This is a genomic window from Heyndrickxia sporothermodurans (genome assembly GCF_003055045.1).
GTDB classification, from domain to species: Bacteria; Bacillota; Bacilli; order Bacillales; family Bacillaceae_C; genus Heyndrickxia; species Heyndrickxia sporothermodurans.
The window spans coordinates 57722-74830 of record NZ_NAZB01000021.1 but is presented as its reverse complement, the minus strand read 5'-3'; the positions used below and the strand labels follow the sequence as shown (position 1 = coordinate 74830).

The following is a 17109-nucleotide window of genomic DNA, read 5'->3' as shown; positions in this document are numbered from 1 at the left end:
TTCCGGTATTGCGGAAAACATAGTTTAATAGACGTAAACAAGATGGCATAACAAAGCTTTAAAATATAGATATTTAGTGAACTATTTTAAAATTTTTTCTTTTGGCACAAATATTGCATCTTTAAAAAAGAGAATACTATTTTTTAGGGAGGGATTAGATTATAAAGGTTTTTGTAAGCGTTTACCAATAATAAAAAATAAAGGGGATAGGTATGGAAATTATTATTATTCTTTTAGCGCTTGGGATGTTAATGTTTGTGGCTTACCGTGGTTTTTCAGTTATTTTATTTGCACCAATTTGTGCGTTGTTTGCAGTTTTACTAACCGATCCTAGTCACGTATTGCCATTCTTTTCAAATGTATTTATGGAGAAAATGGTTGGTTTTATTAAATCCTATTTTCCTGTCTTTTTACTCGGAGCTATTTTTGGAAAAGTGGTAGAAATGTCCGGCTTAGCTGAATCCATTGCAAAGACAATTGTAAAAATTGTTGGCGCAAAAAGGGCCATTTTTGCAATTGTTTTATTAGGGGCTATTTTAACATATAGCGGGGTAAGTTTATTTGTAGCTGTATTCGCGATTTATCCATTCGCTGCCCATTTATTCCGTGAAGCAAATATACCGAAGCGTTTAATTCCTGGAACAATCGCATTAGGTTCATTCGCATTTACGATGGACGCCCTACCTGGGACACCGCAAATTCAAAACGTTATACCGACAACATTTTTTAAAACAGATATTTACGCAGCCCCAATTCTAGGGATTATCGGAACGATTTTTGTGTTAGTTTTAGGTCTTTGGTATTTAGAATCTAGAAGAAAAAAGGCTGCAAGAGCTGGTGAAGGGTATTTTGGGGTAAATAATGAGGAATTAGCGGCTGCAAATGATGCCGCTGCAAATATGAAAGCAGAAGCAGGTCCTGACCTCAGTTCGCAAACTTCGCTGAGCCGTCAAATACTTGCATTTGTTCCATTAGTATTAGTTGGTGTCATGAATAAAGTTTTTACTATCTTTATTCCCAAATGGTACCCTAACGGATTTGATTTTTCAGCTATTGGTTTAGATGCCTTCGGAAAAGTAGATGTTTCAGCAGTCGTAGCGATTTGGGCTGTTGAAATGGCATTAGTCGTAGGGATAGTAGCAACGATACTTTATGACTGGAACCGTGTGAAGGTTAATTTTAAATCGGGTCTTAATACGAGTATTGGCGGTGCTCTGTTAGCGACAATGAATACAGGAGCAGAGTATGGTTTTGGCGGGATTATTGCTGCATTGCCAGGTTTTACAGCAATTAGTAATGGAATCTCACATACGTTTACTAATCCGTTAGTCAACGGTGCTGTTACGACAACGTCTCTAGCCGGGATTACAGGATCAGCATCAGGTGGTATGGGGATTGCTTTGAGTGCGATGGCTGATAAATACAATGCGGCTATAGCACAATTTAATATTCCTCCTGAAGTTATGCACCGTGTTATTTCAATGGCATCTGGAGGAATGGACACACTTCCGCATAATGGAGCAGTCATTACTTTACTTGCTGTTACTGGATTAACACATAAACAATCCTATCGGGATATTTTTGCAATTACGATTATTAAAACCCTAGCTGTATTCTTCGTTATCGCTCTTTACACGTTAACAGGACTTGTCTAGAAAGCTAACCAATGAATCTTTATTAGAGAGATTCATTGGAATCTTTTAAAAAAAGATTCATTGGTCATTATTATTACAATAAGAAAATACAACATGAGGAGGAACAGTAAAATGAATAAAACATTGGATGGAAAAGTTGCCTTTATTACAGGAGCAGCAAGTGGAATCGGATTGGAAATTGCTAAAGTCTTTGCGGAAGAAGGAGCAAAAGTCGTTATTTCTGACATTAATGAAGAGAAGAGTGAAGGTGAGATTAAAGTTTTTCAACAAAAAGGCTATGAAGCTATAGCTCTTTCATGTGATGTAACAAATGAACAGGAATTTAAAGAAGCTATTCAGAAAACGGTACAATCATTTGGAAAGGTTGATATTTTAGTCAATAATGCAGGCTTACAGCATGTATCACCAATTGAAGAATTTCCGACTGAAAAATTTGAGCTGCTTATGAAAATTATGTTAACTGCTCCGTTTATTGGAATTAAGCATGTATTTCCGATAATGAAAGAACAAGGATTTGGAAGAATCATAAATATGTCCTCAATTAATGGATTAATCGGATTTGCTGGAAAGGCTGCTTATAATAGTGCAAAGCACGGAGTGATTGGGTTAACAAAAGTAGCGGCTTTAGAGGGTGCAGAACACGGGATTACAGTTAATGCACTATGTCCTGGATATGTTGACACTCCTTTAGTTCAAAATCAATTAAAAGACCTCGCCAAAACTAGAAATGTTCCTTTCGAACGTGTCATTGAAGACGTTATTTATCCGCTTGTCCCCCAAAAGAGACTTCTAGATGTGTCTGAAATAGCTGATTATGCTGTCTTTCTTAGCAGTGATAAAGCGAAAGGAGTTACAGGGCAAGCAATCGTCTTGGATGGCGGATATACCGTACAGTAATATTCCTGTCTTAATTGTTAGAAAATACCGTAAGTTATTCCTCTCCTTTTGTTATAATAATTTATAATAAGAAAATTTTGAGGAGTAGTTTATAATGCAATTTGGATTTGATTATCTCCCATATAAATGGTTAGAAGAAATTATTAATCTAGCAGCTGAGAGAATTGTAGTAGTTGATTCGAACGGCTTGATACGCTATATAAATTCAGGTTATTGTGACTTCCTGGGAATCAAAGCTGAAGATGCTATCAATCAGCCAGTACAAAATATTATCGAAAATTCCCGAATGCATATTGTTGCAAAATCAGGACAAGCAGAATTGTCCGCGATACAGCCGATAAAAGGTGGGGAAATGATAGCAAACCGCTATCCTCTTTTTGTTGAAGGAGAATTGGTAGGTGCAGTAGGAACGGTATTATTTCGTAATCAACAAGAATGGTGGGATTACTCTAAAAAAATCCAACCCCTTTTAGAAGAGTTGAATTATTACAAACTTAATTATGAAAATGGACTAAAAAGTAAATATAAATTCTCTGATATTATCGGTACAAGTTCGAAATTTATGCTAGCAAAAAAAATGGCTGAAAAAATATCGGTCAGCAACTCAGCGGTTTTATTAACAGGTGAATCCGGTACAGGTAAAGAATTATTTGCTCATGCTATCCATCAAAATAGTTCTCGAGAGCAATTCCCCTTTGTTCGAATTAATTGTGCATCGATACCAGAGCATTTATTGGAATCCGAACTTTTTGGCTATGATGAGGGTGCTTTTACCGGAGCTAAAAAAGGTGGAAAAAGAGGAAAGTTTGAGCTTGCTAATTTCGGTACTATATTTTTAGATGAAATTGGAGATATGCCTTTATCGATGCAAAGTAAACTTTTGCGGGTTTTACAAGAAGGAGAAGTTGAGCGGGTAGGAGGTCAGAAGCCGAAGACAATTGATGTACGAATTATTGCAGCGACACATCGAAACCTAGAGAAGATGATTGAAGAAGGCACTTTTCGGCAAGATTTGTATTATCGGTTAAATGTGATTAAATTGGAAATTCCACCTCTCCGCGAAAGAAAAGAAGATATTCCGTATATAGCGACGTACTTATTGAAAAAGCTTGAAAAAAAGTTTCATCAACACGGAATAAACCTGACCAATCGTGTTATTTCAAAGCTTCAACAACATAATTGGCCAGGAAATATCCGTGAATTAGAAAATGTATTGGAAAGAGCTGTTAATGTATTAGAGGGAAACACAATTGATATTGTTCATTTACCGTTATATTTACGCGAAAATGGTCATTTTCTATCCGAAAAACAAAAAGTGTATGTCGATTACAATAATCATTCGGATAGTTTCCCAACGTTGAAGGAAACTTTATCTTTAGTAGAAAAGCAGGCAATTATAAACGCTTTACAATTGAGTAACGGAAATAAACTTGAAGCTTCAAAGTTATTAGGAATAGGGAAAACTAGTTTATATGATAAATGTAAACAATATAATATTAAATAATCATACTTAAGGAGTAGTCCAACAATTGCCGGACTAACTCCTTTTTTTATCTATAGGCTGTTTTCGCAAACTTTGTTGCTATTGATCAGTATGAAGGTGATTAGGTCATTGTATTTAACAAATATGAACACGCAGAGTGGATTGGAGCGGAAGGAACCTGACTCCTGCGGGACATAGAGGAAAAGTCGAGACCCCACAGGCGCGTGCGCCGAGGAGGCTCGACTTCCTCCCCGCAGAAAGCAGGTTCCTGTAGCGGAAAGGAACGGTCTTTGTGCTGCCAGTTATTTCATCCATGAAAAAATGGGAGAAGATATATTATAATAGAAGAATACGAGTTTAAGTAGGAGATGAAATTATGTCTGTTCGCTTTGTCATTGGTCGTTCTGGAACGGGCAAAACAAGGTTTATTAATGAGGAAATTCGAACCAATCTATATGATAATCCTAATGGCACACCCATAATATATTTAGTCCCTGATCAAATGACTTTTTTATCTGAATATAGCTTAATCAAAACCCCAGGATTAGGGGGAATGATCCGTGCACAAGTGTTTAGCTTTTCTCGACTCGCCTGGAGAATTTTACAAGAAACAGGTGGATTCAATCGAATGCATATTACAAATGAAGGATTAAATATGTTAATTCGAAAAATCATTGAGGATAAAAAAGATGAATTAAAACTTTTTGGAAGAGCTGCCGATAAAACAGGGTTCATTCATCATGTAGAAATGATGTTAACAGAATTCAAACGATATTGTATACATCCGGAAGACATCGTCGTTAAGCGAGAAGAAATGGAGACGAATGGATCCAAGGTGCTTGCGGATAAATTGCATGATTTACAATTAATTTATCATGATTTTGAAAAGAGACTAGTAAATAAATACATTGATTCGGATGATTATTTAAATTTACTTGCAGAATCAATCCAATCCTCTCATTATTTACAAGATGCGGAGATTTATATCGACGGTTTTCATAGTTTTACACCACAAGAATATATGGTTATTGGACAACTAATGAAAGCTTGTAAACGTGTAACAATCGCATTGACATTAGATCGACCGTTCCGTAACGAATTACCAAACGATTTGCATTTATTTAGAATGACGGGTGAAACCTATTCAACATTAGTAGAGATGTCTACTGTGAATGGGGTGGAAGTAGAAGAAAATATTGTTTTAAAACAATTAGTTCGTTATAAAGATGAGAGTTTAGCCTATTTGGAAGCAAATTTTGAAACACTTCCTGTACAACCTTACGAGTATGAACCTCAAGCTGGGCTATTTCAGGCAGTTAATCGAAGGGCTGAAATTGAGGCAATAGCCCGAGAAATTCGTGAGCTCGTAAGAAAAAACAAGTATCGTTATCAAGATATAGCTGTTTTAGTTCGGAATGGCCATGAATATCAAGAATTACTTGAAACTTGTTTTTTTGATCATCATATTCCTTATTTCATTGATCAAAAGCGATCAATGTTAAATCATCCTTTGATTGAACTTATTCGTTCTGTTTTAGAAATTATTACCGGGTCTTGGCGGTATGAAGCTGTGTTTCGTGCGGTGAAAACGGATTTGTTATTTCCTTTAAATCAGCATTCAGGAAGACTTAGAGAAAAGATGGACGTGCTCGAAAATTATGTACTTGCATACGGAATTCAAGGATCGAAATGGACAAGTAAAGATCGCTGGAGTTATCGTAGATTCCGCGGGCTAGAGATGGAACATACGATACAAACGGACAAAGAAAAGGAAATGGAGCAAGAAATTAATGAACTACGCTTATTAATTACAAATCCGATTGTTAAACTATCAAAAAGAATGAACAAAGGAGTAAATGGAAGGGAATTATGTGAGGCACTGTATTTATTTTTAGAAGAGTTGCAAATTCCTGCTAAGCTTGAAATGTTGAGAAATCAAGCGGAGGAAAAAGGTAATTTATTGTCTGCCGGGGAACATGATCAAGCATGGAATGCGGTGATGGAATTATTAGATCAGTTTGTAGAAATTTTTGAGGATGAAAATATAACGATAAAGAAGTTTGCAACTATTTTGGATGCGGGAATTGAAGCGATGGAGTTTTCCATTGTTCCGCCGGCTATTGATCAGGTAATAGTTGCAAATCTTGAGCAATCGCGGTTATCAGATATAAAAGTTGCGTTCATCATCGGCCTAAATGATGGTGTGATGCCTGCCAAAATCAATGAGGAAGGTGTATTAGCTGATTCTGATCGCGAAGAGTTAATAAATAATGGAATGCAAATCGCATCGAGCAGCAAAACGAGATTACTTGATGAGGAATTTATTGCCTATAAAGCATTCACAACACCTTCCCAGAAATTATATCTATCATACCCAATTGCAAATGAGGAGGGAAAAGCACTTCTACCATCCCCATATATAAATAGAATGAAAGAAATGTTTCCAAAATTGAACGAGAAAGTAATCGTAAATGATCCTTCCGAATTAATGGATGAGGAGCAAATTGATTACATCTCACATCCAAATTCGGCGATTGCCTTTTTAACATCACAGTTGCAATTAAAAATACGAAAGTACCCTGTTGCCGATATGTGGTGGGATGTTTACAATTTTTATTTTGAAGATTTATTCCAGAAACAGCGTGCTAAACATGTATTATCGAGCCTCTTTTATCAAAATCATGCAAAGAAACTTTCGGAAGAAACGAGTAAGGAGCTATATGGTGAAACGATATTAGCCAGTGTTTCGAGGATGGAGCTTTTTCATTCCTGTCCATTTGCACATTTTACAACCCACGGATTAAGACTTCGTGAACGAGAAATATTTAAGCTTGAGGCACCAGGTATCGGTGATCTATTCCATGGTGCATTAAAATGGATTTCAGATAATCTTCAAAAAAATGGATTTACCTGGTCGAATCTTACGGAAAAACAATGTCTACATCTAGCAAAAGAAGCAGTAGCATATTTGTCACCAAGACTTCAGCATCAAATATTGTTAAGCTCGAATCGTCATCATTATATTAAACGTAAGCTTGAACAAGTCATCGGAAGGGCTTCGCTCATATTAAGTGAGCATGCTAAAATTAGTGGATTTGCTCCTATTGGGATGGAGCTTGGATTTGGACCGAGAGCCGCCTTGCCGCCATTATCGTTTACTTTAAAAAATGGAACAAAAATGGAACTGCAAGGAAGAATTGACCGGGTGGACAAAGCCCAAGATCAAAATGGCGTTTATTTAAGAATTATTGATTATAAATCAAGCCCACGGGAGTTGGATTTAACTGAAGTATATTATGGTTTGGCATTGCAAATGCTGACTTATTTGGATATTGTCGTAACCCATTCAAAAAATTTAATCGGTACAGAAGGCTTACCGGCTGGTGTGTTATATTTTCATATGCACAATCCGATTATTAACAGTAATCGAATTTTAACAATGGATGAGATCGATGAGGAGATTTTTAAAAGATTTAAAATGAAAGGTTTGTTAGTAGAGGATCCGGATGTTATAAAGTTAATGGATCAAACATTAGAGACGGGAAGTTCAAAAATCGTTGCCGCCGAAATCAAAAAAGATGGTTCCTTATCAGCGCGTTCACAGGTCGCTTCAGCAAAGGATTTCTCGCTGATGAGTCATTATGTTAGAAATCGATATAAGAAATCGGGAAATGAAATTACATCTGGAAATGTCGATATTGCTCCGTACAAGCTTAAAAAGAAAACACCGTGTGAATATTGTTCATTCAAATCGGTTTGTCAATTTGACCAGTCATTAGAAGATAATGATTACAGAGTACTAACCCCAAGTAAACCGGAGGAAATTCTAGCGCGCATGAGAGAGGAGGTAAATCAATGAAAACATTCATACCATCTAAGCCACAGGATGTAACATGGACAGATGACCAGTGGAAAGCCATTTATGCAAAGGACCAAAATATATTAGTCGCTGCAGCAGCGGGATCGGGGAAAACGGCAGTATTAGTAGAAAGAATGATAAAAAAAATTATTGACGATGAAGACTCGATAGACGTTGATGAATTATTGGTTGTTACATTCACGAATGCATCTGCAGCTGAAATGAGACATCGAATAGGGGAAGCAATTGAAAAGGAAATTGTTAAAAACCCAAGTTCTAGCCGCTTGCGACGTCAACTCAGTCTCTTAAACAAAGCATCGATATCAACCCTTCATTCCTTCTGTTTGGAAGTGATACGAAAATATTATTATTTAATAGATATTGATCCAAGCTTTAGAATAGCTGATTCTACTGAAGCTGTTCTATTAAGGGATGAAGTACTTGACGAATTGTTTGAGGATGAGTATGGAAAAGAAGATAATGAGTCATTTTTTAAAGTTGTTGATACATTTACGAATGACCGTAGCGATTCTGCATTACAAGAGTTAATCCAAAAATTGTATGAATTCTCACGCTCTCATCCTTTTCCCGATAAGTGGTTAGATGATGTACTAACGATGTATCATGTCGATGAAGCAACAAAAATTGAAAACCTCCCGTTTATAAACATATTGCTTTTTGATATCAAACTCCAATTACAAGGCGCGAAAGAATCACTTGAGGAAGCCTATGAGATGACTAAGCTTCCTGCCGGACCTGCACCGCGTGCAGAAAATTATTTGAATGATATCGCTATTGTGGATCGTTTATTACAGGCAAGTGAATTGTCTTGGCAAGATCTTTACGATGAAATGAATGCCTGGAGTTTCACCCGTGCAAAAAGCTGCAGGGGGGACGACTTTGATAAACAACTTGTCAAAGAGGCGGATGATTTAAGAAAAGCTGCAAAAAAGGGGTTAGAAAAGTTAAAAGAAGAGTTTTTTTCACGGAAGCCGGAAAGTTTTCTAAAAGATATGTATGAGATGAAGGATGTTATCGCTTCACTTATCGAGCTTACCAAAAAATACGCAATTCGTTTTACAAATATAAAAAAAGAAAAAGGATTAGTCGACTTTTCGGATTTAGAGCATTATTGCCTTCAAATATTAATGGATTCCGAATCAAATATGGAAAGCCCTAAACCTTCTGTTGCAGCACTTGCCTATCGCAAGCAATTTAAGGAGGTACTTGTTGACGAATATCAAGATACGAATATGGTCCAAGAAACGATATTAAAGCTTGTTACAACGGACGGTGATTATGATGGGAATCTTTTTATGGTCGGTGATGTCAAACAATCCATCTACCGCTTCCGATTGGCGGAACCAAATCTCTTTTTAAGTAAATATAATCGTTTCTCCTCTGAAGGAGAAAATACTGGTTTAAAAATTGATCTTTCGCAAAATTTTCGAAGTAGATTAGAAGTGTTAGCAGGGACGAATTATTTATTTAAACAAATAATGGGTACGAAGGTAGGAGAAATTGAGTATGATTCACAAGCGGAGCTTGTGAAAGGTGCAGCATATCCGGAAGATGAAGACTATCCTGTTGAGCTTGTCCTAATTGATCAGGCAGATGAAAGTGTACAATCGGAAAGTGAAGAGGACACTGAAAATAATACAGATGAATTTGATCGTACAGAGTTAGAACAATCGCAACTGGAAGCTCGTTATATGGCGAGAAAAATTAAACACTTAATAGCGGAAAAAGTGCCCGTCTATAATCCGAAAACTAAAAGTTACCGTCCTATTCAATATCGTGATATTGTTATTCTTTTACGATCCATGCCATGGGCACCGGAAATTATGGAGCAGTTTAAACTTGAAGGAATTCCGATTTATGCGGATCTCCGGACAGGTTATTTCGATGCAACTGAAATATCAATCATGCTTTCCTTATTAAAGGTGATTGACAATCCATATCAAGACATTCCGATTGCGTCCGTTTTGCGTTCGCCTGTCTGTGGGTTAGACGAAGAAGAATTATCTACGATTCGTATTCATTCCAAGCACGGAACATTTTATGAGGCGGTAAAAAATTTCACGATAATAAAGCCAACCCCTGAAAATGGGGAACTTCATGAAAAGCTTAGCATGTTTATTAATCAACTAAATGATTGGAGAAGTTTGGCACGCCAAGGAGCCCTATCTGAACTTATTTGGCAATTATATCGCGACACCCATTTCTATGATTTTGTTGGTGGACTGCCTGGAGGAAAGCAAAGACAAGCGAATTTGCGTGCCTTTTATGATCGGGCAAGACAATATGAAGCAACATCATTTCGTGGCTTATTCCGTTTTCTTCGTTTTATTGAGAAAATGCAAGAGCGAGGGGATGATTTAGGGACAGCAAGGGCACTAAGTGAGCAAGAAGATGTTGTAAAATTAATGACCATTCACTCCAGTAAAGGATTAGAATTTCCGGTGGTATTTGTTGCTGGACTATCACGAAAGTTTAATATGATGGACATCAATCATTCTTATTTATTTGATAAAGAATTAGGATTTGCAACAAAATATGTGAATATAGCGAAACGAATTACCTATCCTTCTTTGCCACAACTAGCATTAAAGAGAAAGAAGAAATTAGAAACTATCTCAGAAGAAATGCGCGTGCTTTATGTTGCATTAACGCGGGCGAAGGAAAAGCTATATCTCGTAGGCTCCCTGAAAAATGCGGAGAAATCATTGAATCGCTGGGGAAAAACGTTAAGACATACGGATTGGCTTTTAAAGGATAGCCTTCGAGCAAGAGCTTCCAATTATTTAGATTGGATTGGCCCTGCGATCATTCGACACGAACAAAGTGAAACATTTGGACTTACGAATGTAGAAAGAAATCCACTTATTCCTGAAGACATTACTAATCATATGTCTCGTTGGCATATCGAAATAATTAACAAATCAAGTCTTGTTGAAAGCCCTGTGGAAGACCTAGAAAACGATGATACATGGCTTGAAAATGTAAAGGAAGGCAAAACGGTTAATTTTAGCTCTTCACAAAAGAACGAGATATTTGATCGACTAGCATATAAATATCCGTATGAAGAGTCAACAAGTAAACGTTCAAAACAATCCGTTTCAGAAATTAAACGTTTGTATGAAATTCGGGATGCATCAGCGAGTACTGAGTTATTAAGACAAGTAAATAAACCAATTTTTAACCGTCCTCGCTTTATGAGAGAAAAATCATTATCTCCTGCTGAACGAGGAACGGCCATGCATATGGTAATGCAACATTTACCGTTAAATGCAACACCTACAGCCGATAGCATCAGAGAATTGTTAGAGGAAATGAAAAGAAAAGAGTTATTAACAGCAGAACAAATTGAAGTGATAAATATAGAGCAAATTCTGTCCCTTTTTTCTCAAGAAATCGGAAAAATGATGTTAGCGGCGAACAATATCCAAAGGGAAGTTCCTTTTAGTATGGCCATTCAGGATAAGGACATCTATTCAGATTATCAATTGAATGATGATACGATTCTCGTTCAAGGGGTAATTGATTGTATCATTGAAAACGATGAAGGGATTTATCTCCTTGATTATAAAACAGATGGGATTCATGATCGATATAAAGGTGGATTTGAGGAAGCAAAGCCGATCCTCGAAAATCGATACAGAGTCCAAATTGATATATACGAAAAAGCATTAAAGCAAATATTGAAAAAAGAAGTTGCGGGGAAGTACCTATACTTCTTTGATGGTGGACACTTAATAAAAATGTAGGCTTTAGCTACTATTCACTTCAATAAAAACGTAAAAAAATCGGCATTGCGCCGATTTTTTATTGTCCTCCACATTTACTTAGTTATTTCCCGCAATCGGTTGATCAACTAAATTGGTGTCAATGGTAGGATTGATACTAAATCCATTAGCAACATAGAAGAGGGCACCAGTATTTGTAGATCCCGATCCACTAGATGCTTTTGTACTGGTTTTAGGAGAAATAACCGCGGTATCACCAAAATGTACAACACCGTTGCCACCAACATTTACAATTTGTGTAGCTCCGACGATAGCAGGCATGAGACAACATCCTTTTTATAAAGAAAATAATTTACTATTATAGTTTATGATAGAGATGATGTTTTGTGTCTGTTTTCCTACCTATGTTCCAGCTGTCGAGTATGGTGAACTCTTGCTTCTAGATATGCTCTTTTCGTGTTTCCAATTTGAAAAATAGAACTTGTGGAGATCCCGATAATTCTCACTTTTGACACGTGAATAGTAGGATTCGCATTAAAGCGGTTAAATTGTAATTTTTCTGTAATTGGTGGGAGTGGAATTAGTTCCTTGAAATTGGCGAAGTCTTCGTAATCTGCTTCAAATCCATAAAATAGCTCTTGCTCCCTTTGAACGGCAAAAACCTTTGCAAAGGCATTAATATACGATGAATCTCCAATATTGAAACTTGATGCATAAAATATATCATTAATTTTTACTTGGTTGACAATCGAGCTTCGATTCGATTTAAACATTATTTCGGAACAAATGGGGTTAAAGGGCCAATTATTAGTGATTCAGCAGGCGTGTCAAAGGTGGCTGCCTGTTGAATCGTTTCAGCATCACCAATTAAGAATAATGATGAGCTTGCTATCCCAATAATCCGTACATTTTCAACATTAATATCTCGATTTACCACATTAAGCTCCATTCGGATCATCTCCATTCATATTTTGAGGTAACTTTGATATAAACATATAAACCGCTTGATCAATATCTGCTTTCATTCTTGCAAAAAGTTGATTCAATACTTCTTCCTGGGATTCATTTTTGTGATTTTCCCCAGCTAGTATATTAATAAAATAATCGATTCGCTGTGGAATTTGCTTTTGCAAATCAGCAATGATGAAATCGCGATATTGCGTATCAAGCCTATAGCCTAATTGATCTTCTGTTTCATGGATGACTGAATTTAGGTCTTTACTAATATATTGATTTACCCTTTCTAATAGGTTTTGTTTAAAGGCCGGGTTCATTAAAAAGGCTTGCGGCATTGGTGAGGATGGAACGTCCATATCCTCAATACTATTTAAGTCGGCGGGATTAACCCCAATATTTAAAGTGCCATCAAGTTTTTCAATTTTTAATTGGTCAAATTTATATTCTAGACGTTCAACATTTATAGGTGGCTTTTCTTTTAGAGATTGTATATCTTTAGTTAAGTTTTCTAATGTTTTTTCAAATTGGGAAATTTTTTTTTGCTGGTATTGGATATATTGATACAATTGTTGGATTTGTCTATTGTAATCGATCATTTGAAAACCTCCCTTTTTGGTGTTCTACAATCCGACGGAACTTGAGCCATCAATTCCTAAATGGAACGACTAATGGAGGGATGCCTTCTGTACCTTGTGCATGACTAATCACAGGTGCGGGTTCTGTAAAGCATCCGGTATTATATAGGTAGGCAGCGGGTTTAATGATTCCTGCTGTACCAATTTGGAAAACAGATGCATTGGATATTCCACCAATTTTAATCATGCGTATTTGTATCGTTTGTTGCACACTAATTTTCATATAATCACCTGTTTAAAATGGCTATCACACATTAAAATTAATTCCTTGATCGATGCCATCATTATCAAACGTATTTGTTGCGGATTGATAATTCTGAATGGCTAAAGTTTCTCCTGTATTAAATGAACCAGCTCCTGCAAATGTTTTTGCAGTTGAAATGGGAGTAAGTTGAAAAACATCACCGATATGAAAAACACCGCTCGAACCAATGTTCATAACTTGAACGGCGCCGACGATTGCAGGCATGACCGTTCACATCCTTAAAATAATTTATAAAATATCATATGAGTAATCGATTGAAATGTGATTCATTCGCCTAAATTATGAAGTCATTGTAAAATAAAAAGAAGAACAAAATTTTATTAAGATGGTGACATGATGGAAAATAAGTTATACCCAACCCAATTCTTCGAAAGGATCTCTTCGTTAGATGGATTACGTGGATTTAGTTTATTGGGGATATTTCTCATTAATATGATGTCCTATGAATCTCCAATATTATATTATAATCCAAAAGAATGGTGGCAAGGAACAGATCAATCATTATACAATTGGATTGAATTATTTGTACAAGCTAGCTTCTATCCAATCTTTGCTATGCTGTTTGGTTATGGGTTAGTTTTAATTAGAAATCGGACAATTGAAAAGGGGGGTGAATTTAAGAAAATTGCCGTAAAACGACTTTTTATTTTATTAATTATCGGAATTATCCATGCTTTTTTGATTTGGTCAGGCGACGTCCTAATCAATTATGCTATATTTGGTTTCATATTAATTTTTTTGCTGAAATTATCCGGGAAATCTCTTATGATTATTGGTTTGTCTCTGTTTGTCATTCCTAATCTGTTTTTTAGTTTGTATCTTATGATCATAACTTTAGTGTCTTCTCAGGATATGAGCATGTATACTGATATTATGAATCTCACAAAATCTATGGATATATATTCATCGAGTAATTATTGGAATATTACCGTCCAAAGATTTAAGGATTGGATGCTGGTTAACGGATCTTCAAATATAATCTTTATCCTTTTTTCTGTCATTCCGTTAATGATGATTGGAGCTGGTGCCGCTAAACTAAAATGGTTACAAAGTGCGCAAAGCGAAAGAAAGAAATGGTTATTCATTTTGATTATATCTCTCCCTTTAGGTCTATTCCTGAAATCACTGCCTATGTTTGTTGATTCCAATCTTGCGTTTAAGTATATTGAACAATCATTAGGGGGCACCATTCTTAGTTTTGCATATGTAGCGATAATTGCTCTGTTCATGTCGTATAAATGGACTGGAAGATTACTGAAACCATTCGCGGCAGCTGGGAGAATGTCATTAACAATTTATATTACCCAATCTATTGTTGGAACGTTCATTTTTTACGGATATGGTTTAGGATTATATAGTAAACTTACACTGGGAACAAGTATGTTATTAGCAATAGGAATATTTATCATTCAAGTTGTACTTGCGGAAATTTGGTTTATGAAGTTTAAATATGGACCATTGGAAAAAATTTGGCGGTATTTCACATACGGAAAAAGTGTCTAAGTTAATAATTATGATGAGGTGATTGGAAAATGAAATTTGTTAGTTTTGAATGGAATGGCATTGAACAATATGGTGTGATTGATGAACAAACAAATGATATATTAAATCTTTCATCAGTTGTTGAAAATAAAGAAAATTTTAGTTTACCGCTTACCCTTATAGAGGGGATTAAACAAGGAGATTCTTTTGTTGCTGAAGTAGATAGGGCATTAAGAAAATTAGAGAAAGAAAAGGAAACTTTTTTAGTAAAAAGTGATTCTATTACTTGGCTTTCACCGATTCCACATCCTACGAAAAACATTATGTGTGTTGGAAAGAATTATCGAGATCATGCGATTGAAATGGGAAGTGAAGCAGATATTCCGGAACATGTGATGGTCTTTACGAAAGCTCCAACAGCTGTGACTGGTCATCTATCACCGATTGACGCACATTCAGAAATTACAAATGAACTTGACTATGAAGGGGAGCTAGCTGTTGTTATTGGTGTTGGAGGAAAAAATATTAAAAGGGAAAACGCACTCCAACATGTATTTGGCTATACCATCTTAAACGATATCACGGCAAGAGACCTTCAAGATCGCCATAAACAATTTTTTATTGGAAAAAGCTTAGATACGTCTTGCCCTATCGGACCATGGATTGTTCACCATTCGCAAATTAATAATGCCAATCAATTAAATATCACAACGAAGGTGAATAATGAAATCCGCCAAAATTCGAATACGAAACATTTTATCTTTCCAATAGAGGAGATTATATCAACACTTTCCAAAGGAATGACACTTGAGCCGGGGGATATTATTGCAACAGGAACTCCAGCTGGTGTCGGTAAAGGTTTCAAGCCGCCTATTTTCTTGAAAAAAGACGATGTGATTGAAATAAGTATTGAAGGGATTGGAACTTTGACAAATAAGGTACAATAAACCAGTATTTATTTCTTAACTGGTTTATATGTGATACGATAAGAAAAATATGATTATTTGAGGAGGACATAAACGTGTACACTACACATGCACATGTAACAACATGGGTGATTGGCATTATATTATTTATCATTGCTGCTGCCCTATATAAAAGTGGTAAAACAAAGGGCGCCAAAATTGTAAATATGATTTTACGGTTATTCTACATACTAATCATTATTACAGGTGGAATATTGTTCTTTAAATTCCAATCTGCTTATGGTCCAGCATTATATGGAATGAAATTGTTAGGCGGGCTATTAGTTATTGGTATGATGGAAATGGTCTTATCACGTATGAAAAAAGGAAAGAGTTCCGGTATTTTCTGGTTATTGTTTATTATCTTTTTCGCTATTGTTCTTTATTTAGGATTTGTCAAACTTCCAATGGGATTACACCCGTTTGGAAAATAGTAAATCATCTTAATATGATAAAAATAAAACGAGGAATCCCTCGTTTTTATTTTTGCATTTTATCTATAATTACTCTTTTTCCGGTACTTAAAGTAAATTCAAAACGATCTTCTTTTTTATCTTCATGATGAAAATGATGATGTACAGCAAGAACAACCTCTCCATTATCAAAAATAAGGATATTAACACCTTTTTTCTTATCATTTGAATCTAAAAAAGAAAGATGATTATGACTAAATATACAATCATAGACAGAAAACTCAAGTGAATTTAATGTATTTATGAAGTGGAAAAATATATCATCACTTAATTCATCAAGGAGCATTTCAAATGAGAACAAAATTTGCTTTCTAATCCTCAGTTTCATTTTATCTAAAAGAAAGATTGTTTCATTTCTATGTAGAATCCGACCATCCGGATGTAATTTACCTTTCATCCATTTATGATGATAATAAACCTCTATTTCTTGATTAACGTAGTGTTCCAACATGGTTGCTTCATCTGTTTCGTTATCAAAAAATACCCATTGATCATTGATATTTTCAATGTCTCCCTCTAAAAAGGCACGGGATTGGTGCTCTATTAATTGTAATCTCTGCAATTGATCCAACAAATTACCTCCATTCATCATCATCTAACATCGTTTTAGACAAACAGAAGGAATTTCATACATAATATATGTCATATAAATTTCAAACTTTTTTAGATATTTTCTTAGATTCATTTGAATC

General features: G+C 35.6%; 15 protein-coding genes. 8 read left to right on the top strand and 7 right to left on the bottom strand.

From position 1 onward, the window contains the following. Positions 1-212: 212 nt before the first annotated feature. The 5 genes from B5V89_RS10265 (at position 213) to addA (ending at position 11661) form a co-directional block, all read left to right on the top strand. Positions 213-1655, top strand: a complete 1443-nt coding sequence (locus B5V89_RS10265; protein ID WP_066234013.1) for a GntP family permease — start codon at positions 213-215, stop codon at positions 1653-1655. A gap of 111 nt (positions 1656-1766) precedes the next feature. Continuing rightward, a complete protein-coding gene (locus B5V89_RS10260; protein ID WP_108071826.1) occupies positions 1767-2552 on the top strand; it encodes a 3-hydroxybutyrate dehydrogenase in 786 nt (261 codons plus the stop codon). A 94-nt stretch (positions 2553-2646) separates the two neighbouring features. Next, a complete protein-coding gene (locus B5V89_RS10255; protein ID WP_108071824.1) occupies positions 2647-4056 on the top strand; it encodes a sigma-54 interaction domain-containing protein in 1410 nt (469 codons plus the stop codon). 355 nt (positions 4057-4411) lie between these two features. Continuing rightward, complete coding sequence (gene addB / locus B5V89_RS10250; RefSeq protein ID WP_108071822.1) at positions 4412-7894, top strand: helicase-exonuclease AddAB subunit AddB; 3483 nt, start codon at positions 4412-4414, stop codon at positions 7892-7894. Then, positions 7891-11661, top strand: coding sequence for a helicase-exonuclease AddAB subunit AddA (gene addA, locus B5V89_RS10245; protein ID WP_108071820.1), 3771 nt, complete (start codon positions 7891-7893; stop codon positions 11659-11661). Before addB ends, addA begins: the two co-directional genes overlap by 4 nt. 78 nt (positions 11662-11739) lie before the next feature. On the opposite strand, the gene B5V89_RS10240 is transcribed toward addA, so the two are convergent. From B5V89_RS10240 to B5V89_RS10215, 6 genes are all read right to left on the bottom strand, one after another. Continuing rightward, positions 11740-11961 carry a spore germination protein gene (locus B5V89_RS10240; protein WP_066234028.1) on the bottom strand — a complete coding sequence of 74 codons (222 nt, stop codon included), beginning with the start codon at positions 11959-11961 and terminating at the stop codon, positions 11740-11742. A gap of 77 nt (positions 11962-12038) precedes the next feature. Next, positions 12039-12413: a spore germination protein GerPE gene (locus tag B5V89_RS10235; RefSeq protein ID WP_108071817.1), complete on the bottom strand. Its 375-nt coding sequence runs from the start codon at positions 12411-12413 to the stop codon at positions 12039-12041. Further along, positions 12413-12589, bottom strand: coding sequence for a spore gernimation protein GerPD (locus B5V89_RS10230; RefSeq protein WP_066234037.1), 177 nt, complete (start codon positions 12587-12589; stop codon positions 12413-12415). Before B5V89_RS10230 ends, B5V89_RS10235 begins: the two co-directional genes overlap by 1 nt. After that, positions 12579-13193 carry a spore germination protein GerPC gene (gene gerPC / locus B5V89_RS10225; protein WP_066234040.1) on the bottom strand — a complete coding sequence of 205 codons (615 nt, stop codon included), beginning with the start codon at positions 13191-13193 and terminating at the stop codon, positions 12579-12581. The genes B5V89_RS10230 and gerPC overlap by 11 nt, the downstream gene beginning before the upstream one ends. Positions 13194-13242: 49 nt before the next feature. After that, entirely contained in the window at positions 13243-13455 is a 213-nt protein-coding gene (locus B5V89_RS10220) for a spore germination protein GerPB (protein WP_084347785.1), read from the bottom strand. Between the two features lie 24 nt (positions 13456-13479). Continuing rightward, the gene (locus B5V89_RS10215; RefSeq protein WP_066234043.1) at positions 13480-13701 is read right to left on the bottom strand and encodes a spore germination protein; all 222 of its coding nucleotides are present in this window, start codon (positions 13699-13701) and stop codon (positions 13480-13482) included. Between the two features lie 132 nt (positions 13702-13833). On the opposite strand from B5V89_RS10215, the gene B5V89_RS10210 reads away from it, so the two are divergent. The 3 genes from B5V89_RS10210 to B5V89_RS10200 all read left to right on the top strand — a co-directional run bounded on the left by B5V89_RS10210 (position 13834) and on the right by B5V89_RS10200 (position 16378). Further along, positions 13834-15000 (top strand): DUF418 domain-containing protein, encoded by a 1167-nt coding sequence (locus B5V89_RS10210; RefSeq protein WP_235598356.1) that lies wholly within the window; start codon positions 13834-13836, stop codon positions 14998-15000. Between the two features lie 29 nt (positions 15001-15029). Next, positions 15030-15926, top strand: a complete 897-nt coding sequence (locus tag B5V89_RS10205) for a fumarylacetoacetate hydrolase family protein (RefSeq protein WP_066234051.1) — start codon at positions 15030-15032, stop codon at positions 15924-15926. Positions 15927-16000: 74 nt separating this feature from the next. Beyond that, positions 16001-16378, top strand: coding sequence for a YisL family protein (locus tag B5V89_RS10200; protein ID WP_108071815.1), 378 nt, complete (start codon positions 16001-16003; stop codon positions 16376-16378). A 46-nt stretch (positions 16379-16424) separates the two neighbouring features. Here the strand turns inward: B5V89_RS10200 and B5V89_RS10195 are convergent, their stop codons facing one another. Further along, positions 16425-16988, bottom strand: a complete 564-nt coding sequence (locus B5V89_RS10195; protein WP_108071814.1) for a DUF2777 family protein — start codon at positions 16986-16988, stop codon at positions 16425-16427. Positions 16989-17109 lie beyond the last annotated feature (121 nt).